The sequence below is a fragment of the Micromonospora sp. CNZ309 genome (assembly GCF_002846525.1).
This window is the reverse complement of the sequence record NZ_PJNG01000001.1, coordinates 4,526,162-4,548,604: the sequence shown is the minus strand read 5'-3', so window position 1 is coordinate 4,548,604 and position 22,443 is coordinate 4,526,162. Positions and strand designations below refer to the sequence as shown.

The 22,443-nt window shown below is 75.7% G+C and carries 20 protein-coding genes and 1 riboswitch; of the genes, 10 read left to right on the top strand and 10 right to left on the bottom strand.

Annotation, left to right across the window (positions count from 1 at the left end):
• The first annotated feature begins 62 nt into the window (after positions 1-62).
• Together CLT72_RS19070 and groL are read left to right on the top strand one after the other, a co-directional pair.
• Complete coding sequence (locus CLT72_RS19070; RefSeq protein WP_101412954.1) at positions 63-1,136, top strand: hypothetical protein; 1,074 nt, start codon at positions 63-65, stop codon at positions 1,134-1,136.
• A gap of 274 nt (positions 1,137-1,410) precedes the next feature.
• The gene (gene groL / locus CLT72_RS19065) at positions 1,411-3,033 is read left to right on the top strand and encodes a chaperonin GroEL (protein WP_088998150.1); all 1,623 of its coding nucleotides are present in this window, start codon (positions 1,411-1,413) and stop codon (positions 3,031-3,033) included.
• Positions 3,034-3,090: 57 nt separating this feature from the next.
• On the opposite strand, the gene CLT72_RS19060 is transcribed toward groL, so the two are convergent.
• From CLT72_RS19060 to CLT72_RS19050, 3 genes are all read right to left on the bottom strand, one after another.
• On the bottom strand, positions 3,091-3,288 hold the full coding sequence (locus CLT72_RS19060) for a hypothetical protein (RefSeq protein ID WP_101412953.1): 198 nt from the start codon (positions 3,286-3,288) through the stop codon (positions 3,091-3,093).
• 91 nt (positions 3,289-3,379) lie between these two features.
• Positions 3,380-4,309 (bottom strand): GNAT family N-acetyltransferase, encoded by a 930-nt coding sequence (locus tag CLT72_RS19055; RefSeq protein ID WP_101412952.1) that lies wholly within the window; start codon positions 4,307-4,309, stop codon positions 3,380-3,382.
• A 129-nt stretch (positions 4,310-4,438) separates the two neighbouring features.
• Positions 4,439-5,059, bottom strand: coding sequence for a winged helix-turn-helix domain-containing protein (locus CLT72_RS19050; RefSeq protein ID WP_101412951.1), 621 nt, complete (start codon positions 5,057-5,059; stop codon positions 4,439-4,441).
• A gap of 63 nt (positions 5,060-5,122) precedes the next feature.
• Between CLT72_RS19050 and CLT72_RS19045 the strand changes: the two genes are divergently transcribed.
• Positions 5,123-5,713, top strand: coding sequence for a dienelactone hydrolase family protein (locus CLT72_RS19045; protein ID WP_101412950.1), 591 nt, complete (start codon positions 5,123-5,125; stop codon positions 5,711-5,713).
• A 16-nt stretch (positions 5,714-5,729) separates the two neighbouring features.
• Here the strand turns inward: CLT72_RS19045 and CLT72_RS19040 are convergent, their stop codons facing one another.
• Positions 5,730-8,285 (bottom strand): S8 family serine peptidase, encoded by a 2,556-nt coding sequence (locus tag CLT72_RS19040; RefSeq protein ID WP_101412949.1) that lies wholly within the window; start codon positions 8,283-8,285, stop codon positions 5,730-5,732.
• Between the two features lie 78 nt (positions 8,286-8,363).
• Here CLT72_RS19040 and CLT72_RS19035 point away from each other — a divergent pair, with 78 nt between their 5' ends.
• Entirely contained in the window at positions 8,364-10,181 is a 1,818-nt protein-coding gene (locus CLT72_RS19035) for a glycerol-3-phosphate dehydrogenase/oxidase (protein WP_101415261.1), read from the top strand.
• Between the two features lie 123 nt (positions 10,182-10,304).
• Positions 10,305-10,802 carry a hypothetical protein gene (locus CLT72_RS19030; protein WP_250101502.1) on the top strand — a complete coding sequence of 166 codons (498 nt, stop codon included), beginning with the start codon at positions 10,305-10,307 and terminating at the stop codon, positions 10,800-10,802.
• Between the two features lie 72 nt (positions 10,803-10,874).
• Here the strand turns inward: CLT72_RS19030 and CLT72_RS19025 are convergent, their stop codons facing one another.
• A complete protein-coding gene (locus CLT72_RS19025) occupies positions 10,875-12,275 on the bottom strand; it encodes an FAD-binding oxidoreductase (protein WP_088998157.1) in 1,401 nt (466 codons plus the stop codon).
• 67 nt (positions 12,276-12,342) lie between these two features.
• On the opposite strand from CLT72_RS19025, the gene CLT72_RS19020 reads away from it, so the two are divergent.
• Positions 12,343-12,753, top strand: coding sequence for a DUF4031 domain-containing protein (locus CLT72_RS19020; protein WP_101412947.1), 411 nt, complete (start codon positions 12,343-12,345; stop codon positions 12,751-12,753).
• A 143-nt stretch (positions 12,754-12,896) separates the two neighbouring features.
• On the opposite strand, the gene CLT72_RS19015 is transcribed toward CLT72_RS19020, so the two are convergent.
• On the bottom strand, positions 12,897-13,538 hold the full coding sequence (locus CLT72_RS19015; RefSeq protein ID WP_101412946.1) for an HD domain-containing protein: 642 nt from the start codon (positions 13,536-13,538) through the stop codon (positions 12,897-12,899).
• Positions 13,539-13,612: 74 nt separating this feature from the next.
• Between CLT72_RS19015 and CLT72_RS19010 the strand changes: the two genes are divergently transcribed.
• Positions 13,613-14,869 (top strand): FUSC family protein, encoded by a 1,257-nt coding sequence (locus CLT72_RS19010; RefSeq protein ID WP_250101511.1) that lies wholly within the window; start codon positions 13,613-13,615, stop codon positions 14,867-14,869.
• On the opposite strand, the gene CLT72_RS19005 is transcribed toward CLT72_RS19010, so the two are convergent.
• Complete coding sequence (locus tag CLT72_RS19005) at positions 14,797-16,278, bottom strand: aminotransferase-like domain-containing protein (RefSeq protein ID WP_101412944.1); 1,482 nt, start codon at positions 16,276-16,278, stop codon at positions 14,797-14,799. The two genes, CLT72_RS19010 and CLT72_RS19005, sit on opposite strands and share 73 nt — an antisense overlap.
• Between CLT72_RS19005 and CLT72_RS19000 the strand changes: the two genes are divergently transcribed.
• Positions 16,277-17,215, top strand: coding sequence for a DMT family transporter (locus CLT72_RS19000; protein WP_101412943.1), 939 nt, complete (start codon positions 16,277-16,279; stop codon positions 17,213-17,215). The two genes, CLT72_RS19005 and CLT72_RS19000, sit on opposite strands and share 2 nt — an antisense overlap.
• 117 nt (positions 17,216-17,332) lie before the next feature.
• On the opposite strand, the gene CLT72_RS18995 is transcribed toward CLT72_RS19000, so the two are convergent.
• Positions 17,333-18,625: an aminotransferase class V-fold PLP-dependent enzyme gene (locus tag CLT72_RS18995; RefSeq protein WP_101412942.1), complete on the bottom strand. Its 1,293-nt coding sequence runs from the start codon at positions 18,623-18,625 to the stop codon at positions 17,333-17,335.
• Positions 18,626-18,671: 46 nt separating this feature from the next.
• Positions 18,672-18,792: riboswitch (SAM riboswitch) on the bottom strand.
• Between the two features lie 22 nt (positions 18,793-18,814).
• Between CLT72_RS18995 and CLT72_RS18990 the strand changes: the two genes are divergently transcribed.
• On the top strand, positions 18,815-20,308 hold the full coding sequence (locus tag CLT72_RS18990) for a PrsW family intramembrane metalloprotease (protein WP_101412941.1): 1,494 nt from the start codon (positions 18,815-18,817) through the stop codon (positions 20,306-20,308).
• Between the two features lie 64 nt (positions 20,309-20,372).
• Here CLT72_RS18990 and CLT72_RS32335 read toward each other — a convergent pair whose 3' ends face one another.
• Positions 20,373-20,540 (bottom strand): hypothetical protein, encoded by a 168-nt coding sequence (locus CLT72_RS32335; RefSeq protein WP_165947924.1) that lies wholly within the window; start codon positions 20,538-20,540, stop codon positions 20,373-20,375.
• Positions 20,541-20,638: 98 nt separating this feature from the next.
• Positions 20,639-20,977, bottom strand: a complete 339-nt coding sequence (locus tag CLT72_RS18985; RefSeq protein ID WP_101412940.1) for a GroES family chaperonin — start codon at positions 20,975-20,977, stop codon at positions 20,639-20,641.
• A gap of 158 nt (positions 20,978-21,135) precedes the next feature.
• On the opposite strand from CLT72_RS18985, the gene CLT72_RS18980 reads away from it, so the two are divergent.
• Entirely contained in the window at positions 21,136-22,434 is a 1,299-nt protein-coding gene (locus CLT72_RS18980; RefSeq protein ID WP_350822380.1) for an AI-2E family transporter, read from the top strand.
• The last annotated feature ends 9 nt before the right edge of the window (positions 22,435-22,443 follow it).

Here is a 22,443-nt window from a genome sequence, read left to right as displayed (position 1 = left end):
CGGCGCGGTTGCGTCGGCAGGGGAGGATCGTGAGCCGTTCCAGCCATCGCTGAGGAGGGTTCATGTCCGACCAGCCGCCCCAGGCCGCGCCGCCCCCGGGAGACCCCGACCCCTCCGCGCCGCCCCCGGGCGGCGCGCCGGCCGGTCCGCCGCCGCAGGGCTGGGTCTTCCCGCCCACCGGCGGGTACCCGGTCGGCTCGGGCCCGTACGGCGGGCAGCCGTGGTATCCGGGCGCCCCGGTCGCCTACCCCGGGCAGCCGGGCCACGGGTGGTACCCGCCGGGGCACGGCCTCGACCCGGCCGACCTGCTCGTCACCCCGCCCGGCGCGGGCGTCAACGGCTGGTTCAACCGGTGCGTCGGCGCGGTGCGCCGGGGGTGGCTGCTGCTGCTGCCGATCCTGCTGCTCACCCAGGTGCTGCCGGCCCTCGTGGTGTCGGTGCTCTCGTTGGTCTTCGACCCGACCGCCAAGTGGGAGCAGTCGATGGGCGACGATCCCGCCGCCCTGCCCGACACCTTCGTGACCGACCTGGGCGTCATGCTGTCCGTGGTGCTCGGCAGCGCCCTCGTCTTCGGTTTCGTGCAGAGCCTGGGCTGGGCGGCCGGCACCTGGGTGGTCACCCGGCAGGCGGCCGGTCAGCCGGTCAGCTTGGGCGCCGCCCTGTCGTACGGGGTGCGCCGGGCCCTGGGCCTCTGGGCCTGGACCCTGCTGATGAGCGTGATCATCGGCCTCGGCCTCTGCCTCTGCTTCATCCCCGGCATCTACTTCGCCTTCGCGCTGAGCATGGCCGGCCCGGTCTACCTGTTCGAGCGGCAGCACCCGATCGGCCGGTCCTTCCGGATGTTCCACGACCGGCTCGGCCTGCTGCTCGGCCGGGTGGCGCTGGTGGCGGCGGCGGTGATCGTCGGCGGCGGCGCCGCGGGCATGGTGGAGGGCATCGGCGCGCTGCCGTTCGGCACCACCCCGATGGACTCGCCCGGCACGGCGGTCGGCGTGATCGTGGTTGCGGTGGTGGGCGCGCTGCTGGCCCTGCCGGCCCACCTCGCCCAGCTGGTCGGACTGGTCGTCACGTACGCCGAGCAACGCGCCCACGAGGGGCCGGTGGACAGCGCGCGGCTGGCCGGCGAACTCGGCTGACCGGGCCCATCGTGCTTGCACTCGGCAGGGGAGAGTGCTAAACAAGTCATTGGCACTCGCATACCGTGAGTGCCAATGGTCGGGGCGGTAGGGCCACGGTCGTAGCGGCGTCCAGACGCGGCTGCGGCACATGGCCGGTCGTCGCGGGCTATCCGGCCCGGCCGAGGAGACGTCGTCGTCGCCAGGTGGCGACGTCCCAAGGTGCGTACACCAGGCGGCCCATCCGGGACACACACTCCGGGTGGCCCGTGAGTGTCCAGGAGGACAACGCCGTATGGCCAAGATGATCGCGTTCGACGAAGAGGCTCGCCGCGGCCTCGAGCGGGGCATGAACCAGCTCGCCGACGCCGTGAAGGTGACGCTCGGCCCCAAGGGCCGCAACGTCGTGCTCGAGAAGAAGTGGGGTGCCCCCACCATCACCAACGATGGTGTGAGCATCGCCAAGGAGATCGAGCTCGAGGACCCCTACGAGAAGATCGGCGCCGAGCTGGTCAAGGAGGTCGCGAAGAAGACCGACGACGTCGCCGGTGACGGCACGACGACGGCGACCGTCCTGGCCCAGGCCCTGGTCCGCGAGGGCCTGCGCAACGTGGCCGCCGGTGCCAACCCGATCGCCCTGAAGCGGGGCATCGAGGCCGCCGTGGCCAGCGTCTCGGAGGAGCTGCTCAAGCTCGCCAAGGACGTCGAGACCAAGGAGCAGATCGCCTCCACCGCCTCCATCTCCGCCGGTGACACCAGCGTCGGCGAGATCATCGCCGAGGCGATGGACAAGGTGGGCAAGGAAGGCGTCATCACCGTCGAGGAGAGCAACACCTTCGGGCTGGAGCTGGAGCTCACCGAGGGCATGCGCTTCGACAAGGGCTACATCTCGGCCTACTTCATGACCGACCCGGAGCGCATGGAGGCCGTCTTCGACGACCCCTACCTCCTGATCGTCAACAGCAAGATCTCGTCGGTGAAGGACCTGCTCCCGATCCTCGAGAAGGTCATGCAGTCGGGCAAGCCGCTGCTGATCATCGCCGAGGACATCGAGGGCGAGGCCCTGGCGACCCTGGTCGTCAACAAGGTCCGGGGCACCTTCAAGTCGGTCGCCGTCAAGGCGCCGGGCTTCGGTGACCGCCGCAAGGCCATGCTGGCCGACATCGCCATCCTCACCGGTGGCCAGGTCATCAGCGAGGAGGTCGGCCTCAAGCTGGACGCCGTCGGCCTCGACATGCTGGGCCGCGCCCGCAAGGTCGTGGTGACCAAGGACGAGACCACCATCGTCGACGGTGCCGGCGACGCCGAGCAGATCCAGGGCCGGGTCAACCAGATCCGGGCCGAGATCGACCGGAGCGACTCCGACTACGACCGCGAGAAGCTGCAGGAGCGGCTGGCCAAGCTGGCCGGCGGCGTCGCGGTGATCAAGGTCGGCGCGGCCACCGAGGTCGAGCTGAAGGAGCGCAAGCACCGCATCGAGGACGCCGTCCGCAACGCGAAGGCCGCCGTCGAGGAGGGCATCGTCCCGGGTGGTGGCGTCGCGCTGGTGCAGGCCGGCAAGACCGCCTTCGACAAGCTGGACCTGGTCGGCGACGAGGCGACCGGCGCGCAGATCGTCAAGATCGCGCTGGACGCCCCGCTGCGGCAGATCGCCGTCAACGCCGGTCTCGAGGGTGGCGTGGTCGTCGAGCACGTCCGCAACCTCAACCCGGGTCACGGCCTCAACGCCGCCAACGGCGAGTACGTCGACCTGCTGGCCGCGGGCATCATCGACCCGGCCAAGGTGACCCGCTCGGCGCTGCAGAACGCCGCGTCGATCGCGGCGCTCTTCCTCACCACCGAGGCCGTCGTGGCGGACAAGCCGGAGAAGACCCCGGCCGCCCCGGCTGGTCCGGGTGGCGGGGACATGGACTTCTGAGTCCAGCTCCGTACGCCGGAAGGGGCGGGCCGCGTCAGCGGTCCGCCCCTTCCGCTGTCACGTCGGCAGTGGCCGTTGGTTGCGCCTCTTCTGCGCCCGGTCGTACGGCTGCGGAATCTGCACCGGCTCGTCGACCAGCGTCACCGGATCGTCGGCCGGCTCGTCGACGCCGGCCATCTCCGCCTGCTGCTCGGCGTCGCCGTAGTCGAGCCGGTCGAACGGCAACGGGCCGGGGCGTTCGTCGTCCGTGGTCATGGCTGCCTCCTCTACCGGAAACGGTAGGGCGCGACGATCACCAATGCGGGCAAATGGCGTTATGGGGATCTATATCCCGTTCGCCCCGTTGTCAGCCCCGCAGTGACCTGCAGTACAGGAAGAAGACGCGCTCGATCCGGGCACCCGCGCTGCCCGAGTAGAACGGGACCGGCCCGACCCAGCCGATCTGCGCCGCCGAAACGCCCGCCGCCCGCTGGTCGCGCAGGCAGCGGCGCAGCAGCACCCCGCCGATCCCCGAGCCCTCGGCCGCCGGGGCGGTGCCCATCGGGCCGAACCAGCTCGGCCGCGACGACCCGTACGCGGCGAAGCCGAGCACCTCGCCGTCGCGCTCGGCCAGGTGGCAGCCCGCCCCCTCCCGGCCCACCGAGCCGGCCAGTTCGGCGTCCCAGGCCCCGCCGAAGGTGGCGCGGGCGAACTCCGCCAGCGCCGGCAGGTCGCCCGCCCCGGCGCGGCGGACCGTGACGCCCTGCCCGGCCAGCCGCGCCTCCGCCGGCTCCGTCGGGCGCAGCGCGGGCGAGCCGTCGTACGACAGATCGGCGGTCATGTTCCACGCCGTGCGGTCCTGCCGGTAGCCGAGCGCCAGCGCGGCGCAGATCGCCGGGGTGTAACGCACGTCGATGCCGGGCCAGGCGTAGTGCGGCGGGTTGCCGGCGAGCAGCACCTCCACCGCGCCGAGCTCGGCGAAGCGCGCCTCGGCGACCGCCAGCATGGCCCTCCCGACACCCTTCCGCCGCTCCTGCGGTGCCACCGCGACCAGGTCGACGTGACCGCGGGCCTCGCCGTCGCCGGCGGCGAGGGAACCGACGAGCACGCCGACGAGGCGCCCCTCCCGGTGCGCGCCCCACGCGAACACCGGGCGGTGGGCGGCGGCCCGCGCCCAGAGGGTGTCCACGACGGCCGGCGCCTCGGCCGCGTCCTCCGGCAGGTCCAGTGCCCGCCCGCAGAGCTCCACCACGGCGGGCAGCCGGTCGGGCCCCAGCTCGACGATCTTCAGGTCCATGGACGCCGACCCTAGGCCACCGGAGCGCTGCTGTTAAGAAGAGCCCCTGTCGGCCGCCTGGGAAGAGTCCCCGTTGGCGCCGCCCGGCCGGCGGTCCGCCGTGGCGTGCCGCGACCGACCCGGGTCGCCTCAGCCGGCCGGCTCGGCTTTCGGCTCCGGCTCCGGCTCCGGCTTCGGCTTCGGCTCCGGCTCGGGAAGGGTCGGCGCGTCGGTGGGGTAGAGGCCGGCGACGAACCCGTACACCTGGTCGCCGGCCCGGGGGATCTGGGCGAAGCGACGGGTCAGCGCCTGCACCTCGGCCCAGAACGCGCGTACCTCCTCGATCGGGATGCGGGCGTGGACGAGGGTGCACCGCAGTTCGTCGGCGGCGTGGGCCGCGGCGGATTCGGCGACGGCCTCCGCGAGCCCGTTGACGGCGGTCGCGACCTGTCTGTCCTCGGGGCGGGTGAGCGCGCCGATGTAGAGCGTGCGGGCGACCCGGCCGTAGTACCGCTCGTCGATCGCCCGCACCCGCCGGGTCCGCACCACCTTGAGCAGGCCGGCGTCGACGAGCGCGGTCACGTGGTAGGCGACGCTGCTCTTCGGCCGGTCGACCGCCCGGGCCAGCTCGGTCACCGTGGCGGCCCGCTCCAGGAGCAGCTCCAGGAGGGTGGCGCGCAGGGGATCGGCCAGCGCGCGAAGCTGCGCGGGCGCGGTGACCACGAGCATCTCGTCGAGGTCGTAGTCCGGGATCCGCTCATTGCTCGACATTTCTCGACCGTTCTAGAATCATGGATCATTCGATCGTTGTCGTCTGTTGACAGGAGTGTAGAGATGGCCGACGTGGTCCTGTTCCACCATCTGCTTGGAGTCACCGACGGGCTGCGCGGGCTCGCCGACCAGTTGCGGTCGGGCGGGCACACCGTGCACACCCCCGACCTGTTCGACGGTGAACGCCCGGCGACCCTCGACGAGGGCTTCGCGCTCACGAAACGCATCGGGAGCGAGGTGCTCCGCGAGCGCGCCGACCGGGCCGTGGCCGAGCTGCCCGACGGCCTGGTCTACGGGGGCTTCTCCTGGGGGGCCGCCACCGCCCAGCGGCTCGCCCAGACCCGGCCCGGCGTCCGTGGCGCGCTGCTCTACGAGTCCTGCCTGCCCGTCACCGGCGAATGGGCCGTCGGCCCCTGGCCAGCCGGGGTCCCGGTGCAGATCCACGGCATGGACGCCGACCCGTTCTTCGCCCTGGAAGGCGACATCGAAGCCGCCCGCGAGCTGGTCGGCATCGCCGGGCCCGACCTCGGCGAGCTGTTCGTCTACCCGGGCGACCAGCACCTGTTCACCGACAGCACGCTGCCGTCGTACGACGCGGCGGCGACGGCACTGGTGCTGCGGCGCTCGCGGGAGTTCCTCGACCGGCTGCGGTGAACCGGCGCTCCGCCCCTCACCCCCGTGCCGCCCGCACCGCCGCGTACGCGTCGACCAGGCCGGCGCCGGTGATGTTCTGGTCACCGCCGCAGGTCTGCGTCGCCGACGCGTACGTGGCCACGGCCCGGGTCGCGGTGTCCCGCAGGATCTGCCGGGTGCGGGGCAGGTCGCCGACCAGCGCCGGATTGGCCGACCACATCAGCGCCACCACGCCGGCCACCTGCGGGGTCGCCATCGACGTGCCGCTCAGGGTGGCGTACCCGCCACCCGGCATCGCCGAGAGCACCTCGTCGCCCGGCGCGACCAGGTCCGGCTTGGCCGCCCCCGGCACCGGGCCCCGCGACGAGAACAGGGTGACCTTGCGCTGCCGGTCCACCGCGCCGACGGTCAGCACGTCCGCGTACGGGGCGGGCGGGTCGTCGATCGAGCCGCAGTAGGGCCCCGTGTTGCCGGCCGCGGCCACCACCAGGATGCCGGCGGCGTCCAGGGCCGCGGTGGCCGGCCGGAGCACCCCCGGGTCGCAGCCCTCGATCGACGGGCAGCCCCACGAGTTGGTGAGCACGTCCGGGGCGCGTGCGGGGCGTCCGTCGGTGAACGGGTCCCCGCCCGGCGGGAAGGGCGCCAGCATGAACTGGAGGCAGTCCAGGTAGTAGGCGGGGTTGCCGAGGTTGCGGTCCAGGTTCACGCAGCCGACCCAGCGGGCGCCCGGGGCCACCCCGATGCCGCCCCGCCCCACGGCGCTGCCCGCCGTGTGGGTGCCGTGCCCGCCCTCGTCGGTGGGCACCCGGGTGCCGTTCCAGGGGTCGTGCCACGAGTCGTCGCCGCCCCGGAAGCCGCCCGCCAGCGCCGGGTGCCCGCCGTCCACGCCCGAGTCGGAGCTGCCCAGCACGATCCCGGAGCCGTCAACCCCGAGCTGGGACCAGACCCGGTCCGCGCCGAGCATCCGGACGTTCCACTCCGGTCCGGCCGGCGCGGGCGCGGTGCCGCGACTGCGGCCGGCCGGCGCGGGCAACGGTCGCACCCGCTGGCTGACCAGCACCCGGGCCACCTCCGGCCGGCGCGACAGCCAGGCCCGTACCGCCGGCCCACCCTCGACCTCGACCGCGTTCACCAGGTAGTAGGGGGTGTGGTCGAGCCGCAGCCGGCGCAGGTCGCGGCGCAGGTCGGCCTGGGTCCGCTCGGCGGTCGCGATGAGCCGCCGGTGGACCTCGCCGACCCGGGCGTCCCGGCCGGCCCGGCCGGTCGTCGCCGGCACGCCCGCGAGATCGGCCTGCTCGCGCAGCACCACGAACAGCCGCTCGCCGTGCAGGCCGGGCTGGCCCGCCCCGACGGCCACCGCCCCGACCGCGACGAGCAGCACGCCGGCGGTCACCCCGGCGACCCGCCGGCTCGGCCGCCGGCCCCGGGTCAGCAGTACGCCGTACGCCACGGCGAGGACGGCCGCGACGGCGAGCCCCGCGCCGGCTGCGGCCGCCACCCAGAACGGCACGTCGCGGGTGCCGGCCAGGACGAGGGTGATCTCCTCCGGGTCGGTGAGGGCCAGCGGGCCGAGTACGCCGAGCCCGACCAGCCAGCGGACCGCGGGCCGTACGGCGGCCTCCGCCCCGCCGGCGGCGGCGCCCGGTCCCGGACCGGCCGGGTCGACCGCGCCCGGCGTCGGGTCGACCGGGCTGGCGGGCGGGTGGTGGCGGGTGCCGGCCTGCGGCCGGGCCGCCACGTGCAGGGCCGCCAGCGCGAAGCCGGCGGGCGGCAGCGTCAGCAGCAGGGGCAGTTGGGCGCCGGACTGCCCGACCCCGGCGGCGAGCAGCAGCAGCGCGACCCCGGCGGCCAGCCCACCGACCAGCACCGACGGGGCCGGCCGGGGCGGCTCGCCGACGGCGGAGCGGGACCAGAAGGCGCCGTCGAGAAGCTCCCCGGCCAGCACGCCGACCGCGGCGGCCGCGACCCCGGCGGCCGCGACCCCGGCGAGCACCGTCTCCAGCAGCCCGCCGAGCGCCCCCACCCAGACCCAGGGCAGCAGCAGCGCCAGCCCGCCGGCCGCCCCGAGCAGCGTGGCGGCCGGCGCGGACGCCCCGGGCGTCGCGGGCATTGTGGCGGCGGACGCCGACGCCCCGGGCGGTGCGGCGGCCGTGCGGCGGCCCAGCGTCCGCAGGACGAGGGCGGCCAGGCCGGCCGTGGCGGCGAGCGCGGCGAGGTACGCCTCGTGGTGCACCGGCGGGACCGCCCGGAGCAGCCCCAGCGCGCCGAGCACGAGCGCCGCCGCCAGCCAGGCCCGGCCGGCGGCACGGACCGCCGCCGAGCGCGGCAGCAGGGCGAGCGTCAGCGCGGGGGCGCCGACCAGCAGCACGGTGAACAGCACCGTCGCCGGCCAGAGCCAGACCACCCGGTCCAGCCCGGAGGCCAGCACGACCTGGTCGGCCAGCCACCCGCCGCTCTGGCCCACGACGACCACCCCGACGGTCCAGCAGCCGGTGACCACCGCCGCCACCACCGGCCAGGGGCTCGGCCGGCCCGGCGCGACCGGCGGGTGCGGGACGGGCTGACCGGCGGGAAACGGGGGGTCGACCTCCATCCTGCGACAGTACGGCGCGGACGGGCCGTGCCGCCCGGTGGCGGCGACGGTTACCGTGGACGGGTGCGTGACCCCAACGTGTCTCGAACGACGGCCGGCCAGCTCTCCCCCGAGCGCCGGGCCGCCGACCTGCGCCGCCTGCGCGCCGAACGCTTCGACGTGCTGGTCATCGGCGGTGGCGCGACCGGGGCGGGCGCCGCCCTGGACGCCGCCTCGCGAGGGCTGAAGGTGGCTCTGGTGGAGGCGCGCGACTACGCCGCCGGCACCTCCAGCCGCTCCAGCAAGCTCATCCACGGGGGCCTGCGCTACCTGGAGCAGTTGGAGTTCCACCTGGTGCACGAGGCGCTCACCGAGCGCGGGCTGCTCGCCACCCGGCTGGCCCCGCACCTGGTCCGGCCGGTGCCCATCCTGGTCCCGCTGCCCGACGGGCGGGGCGTGCGCGGCCTGCCGGCCCGGGTGCTGCGCCGCTCCTACTACGGCGCCGGAGTGGCGGCGTACGACGCCTTCGCCGGAGTCTTCGGCGGTGGGCGCGGCATGCCGCTGCACCGGCACCTGACCCGCGAGGGCGCCCGCCGCGTCTTCCCGAGCCTGCGGGCCGACGCGGTGGCCGGCGCGATCCGCTACTACGACGGGCAGGTCGACGACGCGCGGCTGGTGGTGACGCTGGCCCGCACGGCGGCCAGCCTCGGCGCGACCGTGGTGAACAGCACCCGGGCGGTCGGGCTCATCCGGCAGGCCCGCGAGGTCACCGGCGTCCGGGTCCGCGACCTGGAGGCGCCCGCCGGCTCCCCGGACGCCGAGTTCGAGGTACGCGCCCGCACCGTCATCGCCGCCACCGGCGTGTGGAGCGACGACATGTCGCGGATGCTGAACGACGTCGGGCTACGCCCCGGCATCCGCGTCCGGGCCTCCAAGGGCGTGCACCTGGTGGTGCCCCGCTCGGCGATCACCGGCGAGGCCGGGCTGATCCTGCGTACGGCCACCAGCGTGCTCTTCGTCATCCCGTGGGGCGGGCACTGGATCATCGGCACCACCGACACCGACTGGCGCCTGGACCGGTCCCACCCGGCGGCCTCCGCGCGGGACATCGGATACCTGCTGGAGCAGGTCAACACGGTGCTCGACCGGCCGCTCACGACGGCCGACATCGAGGGGGTGTACGCCGGGCTGCGCCCGCTGCTGGCCGGCGAGGCCGACTCCACCTCCAAGCTGTCCCGCGAGCACGCCGTCTTCGAGCCGATGCTCGGTCTGCTGCTGGTCGCCGGCGGCAAGTACACGACGTACCGGGTGATGGCCTCCGACGTGGTCGACCGGGCCGCCCACCGGCTCGGTGCCGTACGCCCCTCCCGCACCGCCGACCTGCCGCTGCTCGGCGCCGACGGCTTCCCGGCGATGTGGCGGGACCGGGCGGACCTGGCCCGCCGGCACGGGGTGCCGGTCGGGGTCATCGAGCACCTGCTGGAGCGCTACGGCACCCTCACCCGCGACCTGCTGGCGCTGATCGACGCGGATCCGCTGCTCGCCTCCCCGCTGGCCGGCGCCCCGGAATACCTGGCCGCCGAGGTGACGTACGCGACCCGTGCCGAGGGGGCGCTGCACCTGGAGGACGTGCTCACCCGGCGTACCCGGATCTCCTTCGAGACGACGCACCGGGGCCTGGAGTCGGCGGGCCACGCGGCCGAGCTGATGGGCGCGGTGCTGGGCTGGGACGAGGCGACCCGGGCCCGCGAGGTGGAGCACTACCGGGCCCGGGTGGAGGCGGAACGCCAGTCCCAGCTGATGCCCGACGACGCCACCGCCGACGCCGCCCGACTCGGCGCGCCCGACGTGCGGGGCTTCGCGGCCGACCGGGGCGCCGACGACGACCAGGCCGAACTGCCGTCCTCGTCGCGCTGACCGGCCGGGCCCCGGTCACCCCCTACGTTCACCGCCCGACCCCCGGTCAGCGGTTACGGCCTCCACCTGCGGTGGGATAGGTTCCGGCGCGTGCCCTCCGCTTCCCGGTCGCGTGCGGTACGCGTGCCTGTCGCCGCCCTGTTGGTCGCCGCCATCGCCGGCTGCTCGCTGCCCGGAAACGCCGACGACGGCCCCGCGCCGGGACCGGCCGGCACCGGGTCGCCGCGATCGGGGCCCGGCGGCGCGGCGACTGCCGGGAAGGGCGAGGTCAGCCTCCTCCAGCGGGTCGGCACGAACGGCCCGCTGCGCACGCTCAGCGTGGCACCGGACGGCAGGTGGGAGTGCGTCGACTGCGCCGGCGACGGCGTGACGTCGACCGGCGTCCTCGGCCCGGAGCACGTCACCCGGCTCCAGGGACTGCTCGCCGACCCGGGGCTGGCGAAGGAGACCGACCAGGTCCGGCGCTACCAGGTCACCTGCATCGACGCGCTCACCTCCAGCCTGGTCACCTCGGCCGGCCTGGTCACGTCGCAGGACTGCCCGGGGGAGGAGCACCCGCCGATCGCCCACGAGATCCTGCTCCTGCTCACCCAGGCCACCCCGGCCGAGCCGACCGCCTGACGCCCGGGCCCGCCCCGGTCCGCGGGTCGGCCGGTGCCCCCGCCGTCGCCGCCGGGCCGGCCGGCCGCGCCGTCAGAGGACCTTGCCGGGGTTGAGCAGGCCGGCCGGGTCCAGGGCGTCCTTGATCGCCTGGTGCACCCGTACGCCCACCGGGCCGATCTCCCGGGCCAGCCAGTCCCGCTTGAGCAGGCCCACGCCGTGCTCGCCGGTGCAGGTGCCGCCCAGGTCCAGGCCGAGGCGCATGATCTCGTCGAACGCGCGCCGACCGCGTTCGAGGCTCGCCGGGTCGGCCCGGTCCACCACGATGTTCGGGTGCATGTTGCCGTCGCCGGCGTGGCCGACCACGCCGATCGGCACGTCGCACTCCACCGCGATCCGGGCCACCCCGTCGAGCAGCGCGGCCAGGGCGCCCCGGGGCACCGCCACGTCGTCGATGACCAGGCCGCCGTTGCCGCCCGGGTACGTCTGGGCCGCGAACCTCTCCATCGCCGGGTGGGCGAGCCGGCGGGCCTGCAACAGGGCCGCCGCCTCCACGGCGTCGGTGGCCGCGTAGACCTCGTCGGCGCCGGCCGCCTCGCAGACCGCGGCCAGCCCGGCCAGGTCGTCGGCCGCGCGGGAGCCGGTGTCGGCGGCGGCCAGCAGCAGCGCCTGCGCGTCCGTGCGCAGCCCCATCGGGCGGTAGGCCTCGATCGCCCGCAGGTGCGTCCGGTCGAGCAGCTCCAGCAGGCTGGGCGAGAGTCCCCGGGCGGCGATCTCGGCGACGGCCGCGCCGGCGGCGGCCGTGGACGGGAAGACCGCCACCATCGTCAGCGACTCCGCCGGGGCGGGCCGCAGCGCCACGGTCACCTCGGTGATCACGCCGAGGGTGCCCTCGGAGCCGACGAAGAGCCGGGTGAGGTCGTAGCCGGCCACGCCCTTGGCGGTACGCCGGCCGGTGCGCAGCACCTCGCCGGAGGCGAGCACCACCTCCAGGCCCAGCACGTACTCGGTGGTGACCCCGTACTTGACGCAGCACATGCCGCCGGCGTTGGTGGCGACGTTCCCACCGATCGTCGACGACTCCCAGGAACCGGGGTCGGGCGGGTACCACAGCCCCTGCTTCGCCACGGCGGCGGCGAGCGTCGCGTTGACCACGCCGGGCTGCACCACGGCGATCCGGCTCACCGGGTCGATCTCCAGGACGGCGTCCATGGCGACGGTGCTCAGCACCATCGCGCCGTCGACGGCGTTGGCCGCGCCGGCCAGCCCGGTGCGCGCCCCCTGCGGCACGACCGGTACGCCGTGCCGCGCGGCGGCGCGTACCGCGGCGGCCACCTGCGCGGTGCTGCGCGGACGGACCACGACCAGGGGCGTGCCGGCGGCGCAGAGGTCGGCCTCGTCCCGCTCGTGCGTGCGCAGCAGGTCCGGGTCGGTCAGCACGGCGTCGTCGCCGAGCGCCGCCCGCAGGTCGTCGAGGAGAGGGGATCCGGCCATGCCGCCGAGGCTACGACCGGTCCCGGGCGATCACCAACCGCTCCCCGGCGCGGGTAGCTTGGCCGGCATGCTCAACCTGGACCGGCCCGCCTGGCCGTGGCGGGGGCGGCTCTGGTCCCACCTGATCAGCGACGTCTCGCCCGCCGAGCTGCACGTCTTCGCCGAGACGCTGGGCGTGTCCCGGCGGGGGTTCGACCGGGACCACTACGACATCCCCGCCGAACGGTTCGCCATGGCGGTCTGGCTGGGCGCGCGGGTGGTGCCGAGCCGGGAGCTGGTGCGCCTGCTGCGCCAGGCCGGCCTGCGCCGCCCCAAGCACCTGGCCCGCCCGCGCCCCGAACCGCCCGCCCCCCATCCCCGCGCCGAACCGCCCGCCACCCATCCCCGCGCCGAACCGCCCACCACCCATCCCCGCGCCGAACCGCCCGCCTCCCGCTCGCCTGGCGACGCCGCGCTTCCCGCCCTCCGCCCGCGCTGACCCGCCGCTGCCGCCCTGTGCCCGCGCTGACCCGCCGCTCTCGTCCTGCACGCACGGGGAACCGCCGCTGCCGTTCCCTGCCCCCGGCGACCCGCCGCCCCCGCCCCGTCGGCGACCGTCCGGCCGCCCCGGCGGGGAGGAGATCAGGGCAGGGACAGGGCGGCCAGCTCGCGGGTCAGGTTGGCGCGGGCCGGCGACTCCCAGCGCCGCGCCAGCGGCGGCAGCCGGAACAGCGCCGGCAGGGCGAGCAGCCCGGCGAGCACCCGGGCCCGGCCCGCCCGGAAGGCCGGCTCGGGCACGTGCGCGTACTCCCGGCGGATCGCCGCGGCGTAGCGGTCGTACGCCTCGGGGGGCGCGGCCAGGATCGCGAGGTCGGCGTCGCAGAGCAGCGATCCGTCGGCGTCGCCCGGGTCCACGGCGTGCCCGGCGGTGAGCAGCACCAGCCGGCGCACCTCCGCCACGGCGTCCGCCGGCAGGCCCGCCCGCGCGAGCAGCGTGCCGGCGAGCGCCGCGCTGTCGCGCTCGTTGGCGTCGCCCCCGGCGCGCGGGTCGTAGACGGCGTCGTGGCACCAGGCCGCGAGGCGCACCAGGTCCGGCCGCCCGGCGGCCGGCGCGTACGCGTCGACGACGTCGAGGACGGCCGTCAGGTGGCGGGTGTCGTGGTGGTGCCGGTGCGGCTCCCCCCACCGGGCCAGCAGGTCCGCGCCGATCCGGGTCAGCTCGGCGGTGTCGGCGGCCCCGGCTCCCCGGGCCGCGGCCCGCCACCGGTCGAGAAGGTCAACCACCCGACCGAGTCTGCCGTACCGCCGTGGGCGCCGAGGATTCACCCGGCGCGGCACGGGTAGTCCCCGCCATGGCCGTGGCCCGGGACCGTCGACCCTCACGGGTGCGACGCGCCGTCCTGCGCGATCGGGGCAAGGAGCTGGACACGGCCCGGGTCGCCCAGGCCGTGCAGACCCTGCGGCACCGCAGCAGGACGACCCTGCACGACCGGCTGCACCGGCTGCGGATGGCGATGGGCCTCGCCGTGCAGGCCGGTCTCGCCGCCGGGCTGTCCTGGCTGGCGGCGCACGAGCTGCTCGGCAACCCGCAGCCGGTCTTCGCGCCGATCTCCGCGGTCGGCACCCTCGCCGCCTCGGTCGGCCAGCGGTTCCGTCGTACGGTGGAGCTGATCGTCGGGGTGGCGATCGGGGTCTTCGTCGGCGACGTCCTCATCTACTTCCTCGGCACCGGCCCGTGGCAGCTCGGTCTCGTGGTGACCCTGGCCATCGTGCTGACCGTCTTCGCCGGCGCCAGCGTGGCGATCGTCATCCAGGCGGCGGCCACGGCGGTGCTGATCGTCACGCTCACCCCGTCGACCGAGAACCTGGAGATCCCCCGGTTCATCGACGCGTTCGTGGGCGGGGGCATCGCGCTGCTGGTCACCGCGATCCTGCTGCCGCTCAATCCGCTGCGGGTCATCAACCGGGCCGCCCGGCCGGCCCTGGACCTGCTCGCCGACCAGATCGACGCCACCGCGGACGCCCTGCGGGACCGGGACCGGGACAAGGCCCAGCGGGCCCTGGACCGGCTCCGCGACAACCAGCAGGAGCTGGCCGCCTTCACCGAGGCCATCGACGGGGCGAAGGAGACCGCCATGCTCTCGCCGGCCCGGTGGCACCGGCGGGACGAGCTCGCCCACTACGCCGAGGCCGCCGGCCCGATCGACCGGGCGATGCGCAACGCCGGCACGCTGACCCGGCGCGCGGTCACCCTGATCGAGGACGAGGAGGCGATTCCGGAGACGATGCCGGACGCGGTGGCCCACCTCGCCGAGGCGGTACGCCTGCTCAAGCACGAGTTCGCCGTCGGCGACGAGCCGCAACAGGCGCGGGAGCGGGCGCTGCGCGCGGTCAGCGAGGCGGGCCGGGCGTACGCCGAGGGGGTCGGCTTCTCCGGCAGTGTGGTGGTCGCGCAGGTGCGCACCACCGCCAGCGACCTGATGGTGGCCTCCGGCATCACGCAGGAGGAGGCCAACCGCGGCGTCCGGCAGTCCTTCGGCGATCAGGACCGGTCGCGCGGGCAGGAGGAGCGGGACGACGCGCCGAAGCCGCCCGCCGCCCCGCCCCTCGGCTGACCCGCGAGCCCGGCCCGCTCAGGCCGCAGGGCGCGGGCGAGGCGGCGGACGGCCTCGTCCATCAGCTCGGGTCCGGCGGCGGCGTAGGTGAGGCGCAGGTGCGCCGCCGGGGGCTCGGCGGCGTACCAGGGGCGGCCGGGGAAGACGATGACGCCCTCGGCGGCCGCGGCGGCGGCCAGCGCCACGTCGTCGGTGCCCTCGGGCAGGCGGACCCAGAGGTGCATGCCGCCGCGCGGGACCGGTTGCCCGACGAGCTCCGGCAGGTGCCGGTCGAGCGCGGCCAGCAGCGCCTCGCGGCGGGCCCGCAGGGCGGTGCGCAGGGCGCGGCGGTGCCGCGTCCAGGCCGGGGCGGTGACGAACTCGAGCGTGGCCTGTTGCAGCGGGCCGGCGACGAAGAAGTCGTCCAGCAGCCGGGCCGCCCGCAGCCGGGCGCCGGCCGGGCCGCGTGCGCCGATCGCCGCCACCCGCAGCCCGGGAGCGGTCGACTTGGTCAGCGAGCGCAGGTAGACGACGTGCCCGTCGGGGTCGTCGGCGGCCAGGGGCGGCGGGGCCTGGCCGTCGATGGTGAGGTCGCGGGCGTAGTCGTCCTCGATCAGGAACGCCCCGGCGTCGCGTACGGCCTCGGCGACCCGGGCCCGGCGGTGCCCCGCCAGGGTCGCGCCGTGCGGGTTGGCGTGCAGCGGCTGGCAGTAGAACAGCCGGGCGCCCGTACGGGCGAACGCGGCGGCGAGCTGGTCGGGCCGTACGCCGTCGGCGTCGGCGGGCACGGGCACCACCCGTAGGCCGGCGGCCCGGGCGGCGGCGAGCGCGCCCAGGTAGGTCGGCGACTCGACGAGCAGGGTGTCGCCGGGCGCGGCGAGCGCCCGCAGCGCGGACGACAGCGCGGCCTGCCCGCCCGGGCAGATCACCATGTCCTCGGCGCGCAGCCCGGCCCCCGCCTCGCGGGCGAACCAGGCGCGCAGGTCCGCGCGTCCCTCGGCCGGCCCCCGCTGCCAGGACGCGGGCTGCCGGGCGGCGCGGGTGAGCGCGGCACCGAGCGCGGCGGCGGGTTGGAGTTCCGCGTCGAGGTAGCCGCCCGACAGCGGGATCGCTCCGGCGGGCGGTAACGCCAGTAGCGCCTGCATCTCGTCCTCGCCCGGCCGGCGGGGGCCGAGCGCCACGGTCTGCCACGACAGGTCGGGCACCCGCCACTCGCGCGGCGGGGCGGCCACGAAGGTCCCCCTGCCGGACCGGGTCTCGATCAGACCCTCGGCCACGAGCTGCCGGATGGCCTCGGCGACGGTGACCGGCGAGGCGTGGTGGCGGGCGGTCAGCTCGCGCACCGAGGGCAGCCGCGTGCCGGGCTCGGCGCCGGCGACGAGCCCACGCAGATCTTGGCTGACGCGCTGGGCTGCGTTACCGTCATTCATGAACGACAAGAGTAGCGCTACTGTCCGGAACGCGGTAACGGCGGACCGGACGGTCGGTCTCGCCCTCGGTGCGCTGGGCGTACTCGCCTTCAGCATGTCGCTGCCCGCCACCCGCGTCGCCGTGCAGCAGCTCGACCCGTGGTTCGTCGCCTTCGGCCGGGCCGTCGGCGCGGGGCTGCTGGCGGTGGCGTACCTGCGACTAACCGCCGCCCCGCGCCCCACCCGCGCCCAGTGGCGGCGGCTGACCGTCGTCGCCCTCGGCGTCGTCGTCGGCTTCCCGCTGTTCACCTCCCTGGCGCTCATCACCCAGACCTCCGCGCACGGCGCGGTCGTCATCACCGTGCTGCCCGCCACGACGGCCGTGTTCGCCGTGCTGCGCGCCGGCGAGCGACCGCCGGCGCTGTTCTGGGTCGCCAGCGCCGGCGGGCTGCTGGCGGTGCTCGCCTTCCTCGGCGCCAGCGGCGCGGTGCGCGGTGCGCTCGCCCCGCCCGACCTGTTCCTGCTCGCGGCGGTCGTGCTCTGCGGCCTGGGGTACGCCGAGGGCGGCGCGCTGGCCCGGGAGCTGGGCGGCGCCCGGACGATCTGCTGGGCGTTGCTGCTCTCCCTGCCGGTCACCGTGCCGGTCACGCTCGTCGCCGCCGTGGCCGCCCCACCGCGCGCCGACGCCGTCGCCTGGTCCGCGTTCGGATACCTCACCGCGGTCTCCATGTTCCTGGGCTTCTTCGCCTGGTACGCGGGCCTGGCCCGGGGCGGCGTCGCGCAGGTCGGCCAGATCCAGCTCGCGCAGCCGGTGCTCACCCTGCTCTGGTCGGCGCTGCTGCTGGGCGAGGCCGTCACCCCCACCTCGATCGCGGCGGCGCTGGCGGTGCTGGCGTGCGTCGTGCTGATCCAGCGCACCCGCGGCCGCACGCCGGCCGCCGTGGCGGAGCAGGCCTGACGGCGCCGCGCGGCCCCGCCCGCCGGCCTCGCCGGTCGATCCCGCGCGCCCGCCGGCCCGGCCTGCCGCTGCGGGCAGAGAGGGCTCCCGGGCCGGCAGGGCCGCCTCCCGGGCCCGTCAGGCCAGCGCGGCGAGGGCGGCGAGCAGCCGGTCCACGTGCCCGGTCGTGCTGCCCAGGCCGATGCTGGCCCGCAGGGCGGTCGGCGGCAGGTCCCGCCGGCCGCTGCGGGCGGCCGCCTCGTCGAGCAGCCGCCGGGCCAGCGGGTGGGCGCAGAAGAGGCCGTCGCGCACCCCGATGTCGTACGTCGCGGCCAGCTCCGCCGCCACCTGTGCCGAGTCCCGGCCGGCCACCACGAACGACACGATGCCCACCCGGGGCACCGCCGGCCCGAACGTGCGCAGCTCCACCACGTGCGGCAGGGCCGCGACGCCCTCGCGCAGCCGGGTCAGCAGGGCCTGCTCGGCGTCGTGCAGGGCGACCCGGTCGGCGTCGGCCAGGGCGGCGCAGACCGCCGCCAGGGCGACCGCGCCGAGCAGGTTCGGGGTGCCCGCCTCGTGCCGGGCCGGGCCGGTCGCCCACCGTACGTCGTGGGTGGCGGCCCCCACGTGGCTGGTGGCGCCCCCACCGGCCAGGTACGGCGGTGCGGCGTCCAGCCAGTCCGCCCGCCCGACGAGCACCCCCGCGCCGAAGGGCGCGTACAGCTTGTGGCCGGAGAGCGCGAGGTAGTCGACGTCGAGGTCGGCGACGTCGACCGGCGCGTGCGGGGCGAGCTGCGCGGCGTCCACCGCGATCCGGGCCCCGTGCCGTCGGGCCACCCGGGCCAGCTCGGCCACCGGCCAGCGCTCGCCGGTCACGTTGCTGGCGGCGGTCACCGCCACCAGCACGGGCGGCCCGTGTCCGGCGCCGGGGCGGGTGGGCCGGTGGCCGGCGGCGTCCGGCCTGCGCAGCTCGCCGAGCGCGGCGTCGAGCGCGCGTACCGCCCCGGCGGGATCCCCGGGCACCGGCAGCCGCACCGAGCCACGCGGCCAGGGCAACAGGTTGGCGTGGTGCTCCCCGCCGAAGGTGACCACCGTCGTGCCGGCGGGCAGCGCCCGGGCCAGCAGGTTCAGCGCGTCCGTGGTGTTGCGGGTGAAGACCACGTGGTCGCCGGCGCGGGCGCCGAGGAAGTCGCCGACCGTCTGCCGGGCGCGCTCGTAGGCGAGGGTGCAGCGCCGCGACAGCGCCCCGGCGCCGCGGTGCACGCTGGCGTACCAGGGCAGCAGCTCGGCCACCGCGTCGGCCGCGGCCCGCGCGCAGGGCGCGGTGGCCGCGTAGTCCAGGTTCACCTGCCCGGGTACGCCGAGCACGTCGAGCGGGCCGGCGACGGCGGGCGGCTGCGGCGCGGGCGGAGGTACGAGGGTGACGGTCACGGCCGACCTCCGGGGTCCAGGACCCCGGGTGGGCGCACACGGGCGGGGTCCGCGCTTGCCCGGCGCGCGGATCGGGCCGGGCCCGGTCATCACCCGGGGCACCCCACCGCGAACTCGACGAGGGTTGCCGGCCAGCAAGCCGGGGCTTGACGCTGGCGCTCGTGACCTGCCGGCAGCATAGCCGGGTCGATGCGACCGGACCAGCCGGCCCGGGATGGCTACGCTGACCGCATGGCCGACACCCCGCCCGGCGCGCCCCTGCCGCCGTCGCCGACCGCGCCCGCCCTCCCGCCGCCCGGCGGGGCCGGGCCCCGGATGCCGCTGCGGCGGCTGGGGTGGCGTCGGGCCCTGGTGCTGGCCGGCACCGTCCTGTTCATCGCGGCGTGCGCGCTGTTCATGGTCTTCACGCTGGGGGAGAACCTGGGCGTCGAGGCGCTGCTGATCGGCGTGGTCGCCGCGATCCTCCCGGTTCCGGTGCTGGTGGGCTGTTTCCTCTGGCTGGACCGCTACGAGCCCGAACCCCTCAAGTACCTGATCTTCTGCTTCGCCTGGGGCGCGTTCGTCTCCACCGCGGCCTCGCTGACCGTCAACGAGTTCTCGGCCGGGCTGTTCGAGGACTGGGGGCTGCCCACCGCGCTGACCGCGGTCCTGGTGGCGCCGTTCATCGAGGAGCTGACCAAGGCCCTCGGGCCGATCCTGATCCTGATCTTCCGCCGCCGGGAGATCTCCGGGATCACCGACGCCCTGGTCTACTGCGGGCTCTCCGCGGTCGGGTTCGCGATGGTGGAGAACATCCTCTACCTGGGCGGCTACGGCTACGCCAGTGGCGTGGAGCGGTACGGGCCGGCGACCGGCACCCAGCAGGTGATCGCCATCTTCATCGTCCGGATCCTGCTCTTCGGCTTCGCCCACCCGCTCTTCACCTCCATGACGGGGGTGGGGCTGGGCATCGCCGCGCGCACCGCCAGCCGGTGGGTCCGGGTGCTCGCCCCGCTCGCCGGGCTGCTGCTGGCGATGATGCTGCATGGGCTGTGGAACCTGCTGCCGACGCTCACCCAGGCCACCGGCCAGACCCTGATCATGCTGTACGGCTTCATCGGCGTGATGGTGCCGGTCTTCTTCGGCATGGTCGGGCTCGCCGTCTGGCTACGGGCCTGGGAGGGGCGGCTCACCGAGCGCACCCTGCCGGACTACGTCCGGGCGGGCTGGCTGACCCCACCGGAGGTGGCGGCGCTGAGCAGCCTGGGACGGCGGCACGCGGCCCGGGTGTGGGCCAAGCGGGTGGCCGGCGACGGCGGGCTGAAGGCGATGCGCGGCTACCAGTTCGCGGCGACCCGGCTGGCGCTGCTGCGCGACGGCGCGCTGCGCGGCCTGGACCGGCGCCCGGCCGACCGGGAGCGGACCGCGCGGGAGGAACGGGAGTTGCTGGAGGCGATCGGCGCGTACCGGTCGTTCTTCGTGGGCCGGGACCCGCAGGTGCCGGTGGGGATCTGGGACGGGCAGCGCTACCACCTGCGCTTCCCGGACGGCACGCAGCGTTCGGTCGAGGCGCCGGACGAGCCCGTCGTGCCGATCCCGGTGGTGCTCGTCCCGCCGCCGCCCCCGGCGCACCCGGCCGGCTTCGGCCCGCCCGGCTGGTACGGCCAGCGCCCGCCGGCGCCCTGGCCCCCCGGCCACCACTGACGCGGGACGCCGGGGGACCCCGGATCCGCGACCGGGGCCGCCCCGCTCGGGCCAGCCCCGGTCGTCAGGTCATCAGGCTGGTGAGGAAGTCACCGAGGCCCTGCGCCATCGCCATCAGTCCCGCCCCGATCGCCTTGAACATCTCCGCCGCGCCCTCCGGCCGGAAGGCCATGAAGTAGATCAGGAACGCGACGCTCCCCCAGAGCAGAATCTTCTTCACGAGTACCGGCATCGTCCCTCCCCAGGGCCGGTGGTGCGGCTGGCTTCCCGGCCGGGAGCGACGCAAACGGCACCGACGCCCTCATCCGGGCGGGTCGGGAGGGGACGGGATCAGAGGTAGAGGCCGGTGGAGTCGTTCTCCACCCGCTCGGCGGCCACGGCGTGCACGTCGCGCTCGCGCAGCAGCACGTACCCGCGGCCGTGCAACTCGACCTCGGAGCGGTCGTCGGGGTCGAAGAGGACCCGGTCGCCCGAGACGATGGCGCGCACGTTCGGCCCAACCCCCACGGCGGTGGCCCAGGCCAGGCGCTTGCCCACGGCGGCGGTCGCCGGGATCACGATGCCGGCGGTCGAGCGTCGCTCACCCTCGCTGCCCTCCATCCGCACCAGCACGCGGTCGTGCAGCAGGCGGATCGGCAGCCCGGAGTCGAGATTCTGGTCGACGGTCACGCCGGAAACGCTACCGTGTCCCGGTCGGCCGGCCGTGGGCGGTTACGCGCCGGGGGCCGGGGGCAATGGGTGGCGGACCTGCCCTACGGTGGCGTCGTCGGACGTATCCTGTCCGCCCATCGGCATGGGCGGGCCGGTTCTCTTGCCAGGAGGTGCGCTTGAGCCGCTTCGAGCAGATACGCGGACGGCTCCGTCGCGCGTACGAGTCGGGCCGGGAGTCGGCGCGCGCCCGCCGCGCGGACCCGTCCGACGCCCCCGAACCGGCCGGCGTGGCCTCGCCGACGTCCCCCGGACCGGCGGCTGCGCCGTCCGCGACCGTGGTCGGCGCCCCGCCGCCCGGTGCCATGCACAACTCCACCTCCAGCCGCGACGACGCGGACGTGCCGCACGCGTTGCGGATCGCCGCCGCGTGGTCCTGGCGGCTGATCGTGATCGGCGTCGTCGCCTGGGCGCTGTTGAAGATCGTCGGCACCGTCCGGATCGTGGTCATCCCGCTGGCCGTCGCGCTGCTGCTCTCGGCGCTGCTCGCGCCGGCGGTCGGCTGGCTGCTGCGGGCCCGCTTCCCGCGTTCCCTGGCGACGGCGGTGGTGCTGGTGGGCGGCCTGGCCGGGGTGATCGGCACGCTGACCCTGGTGGTGAACGAGTTCATCCAGGGCGTGCCGGAGCTGAGCAAGAAGTCCTCCGAGGGCGTCCGGCAGATCCAGGACTGGCTCAAGACCGGGCCGCTGCACCTCTCCGACGGCCAGCTCGACAACTACATCGACGAGGGCCAGAAGTGGATCAACAACAACACCGAGAGGTTCACCAGCGGCGCACTCTCCACGGCCGCCACGCTGGCTGAGGTGTTGACCGGCACGCTGCTGGTGCTCTTCGCCACCTTCTTCTTCCTGCGCGACGGCAACAAGATCTGGCGGTTCCTGGTCCGGCTGCTGCCGGTGGCCGCCCGCTGGAAGGTCGACGACGCCGGGCGGGCGTCCTGGGCGACGCTGGTCGCCTACGTCCGGGCGACCGTGCTGGTCGCTTTCATCGACGCGGTCGGCATCGGCGTCTTCCTCGTCATCTTCGACATCCCGTTCGCCTTTCCGCTCGCCGCCCTGGTCTTCCTCGGGGCGTTCATCCCGATCGTCGGAGCGACCCTGTCGGGCGTGGTCGCGGTCCTGGTCGCGCTGGTCGACAGCGGCCCGGTGACGGCGCTGATCATCCTCGGTGCGGTGATCGGGGTGCAGCAGGTGGAGGGGCACCTCCTCCAGCCGCTGATCATGGGCCGGGCGGTGGCCATCCACCCGCTCGCGGTCATCATCGGCATCGCGGCCGGCGTGGTCCTCGCCGGGATCACCGGCGCGCTGGTGTCGGTGCCGCTGATCGCCGTGCTCAACACGGCCGTGCGCCGGCTCGCCGCCCGTACCGTCCCGGACACCCCGCCCGACGCCGTCGTCGTCGCCTCCCAGGCGCCCTGACAGGGCGGG

Excerpts from the sequence above, each read along its gene's own strand:
- CLT72_RS19070 (WP_101412954.1), top strand. The coding sequence starts at position 63 with ATGTCCGACCAGCCGCCCCAGGCCGCGCCGCCCCCGGGAGACCCCGAC.
- groL (WP_088998150.1), top strand. The coding sequence starts at position 1,411 with ATGGCCAAGATGATCGCGTTCGACGAAGAGGCTCGCCGCGGCCTCGAG.
- CLT72_RS19060 (WP_101412953.1), bottom strand. The coding sequence starts at position 3,288 with ATGACCACGGACGACGAACGCCCCGGCCCGTTGCCGTTCGACCGGCTC.
- CLT72_RS19055 (WP_101412952.1), bottom strand. The coding sequence starts at position 4,309 with ATGGACCTGAAGATCGTCGAGCTGGGGCCCGACCGGCTGCCCGCCGTG.
- CLT72_RS19050 (WP_101412951.1), bottom strand. The coding sequence starts at position 5,059 with ATGTCGAGCAATGAGCGGATCCCGGACTACGACCTCGACGAGATGCTC.
- CLT72_RS19045 (WP_101412950.1), top strand. The coding sequence starts at position 5,123 with ATGGCCGACGTGGTCCTGTTCCACCATCTGCTTGGAGTCACCGACGGG.
- CLT72_RS19040 (WP_101412949.1), bottom strand. The coding sequence starts at position 8,285 with ATGGAGGTCGACCCCCCGTTTCCCGCCGGTCAGCCCGTCCCGCACCCG.
- CLT72_RS19025 (WP_088998157.1), bottom strand. The coding sequence starts at position 12,275 with ATGGCCGGATCCCCTCTCCTCGACGACCTGCGGGCGGCGCTCGGCGAC.
- CLT72_RS19020 (WP_101412947.1), top strand. The coding sequence starts at position 12,343 with ATGCTCAACCTGGACCGGCCCGCCTGGCCGTGGCGGGGGCGGCTCTGG.
- CLT72_RS19000 (WP_101412943.1), top strand. The coding sequence starts at position 16,277 with ATGAACGACAAGAGTAGCGCTACTGTCCGGAACGCGGTAACGGCGGAC.
- CLT72_RS19005 (WP_101412944.1), bottom strand. The coding sequence starts at position 16,278 with ATGAATGACGGTAACGCAGCCCAGCGCGTCAGCCAAGATCTGCGTGGG.
- CLT72_RS18990 (WP_101412941.1), top strand. The coding sequence starts at position 18,815 with ATGCGACCGGACCAGCCGGCCCGGGATGGCTACGCTGACCGCATGGCC.
- CLT72_RS32335 (WP_165947924.1), bottom strand. The coding sequence starts at position 20,540 with ATGCCGGTACTCGTGAAGAAGATTCTGCTCTGGGGGAGCGTCGCGTTC.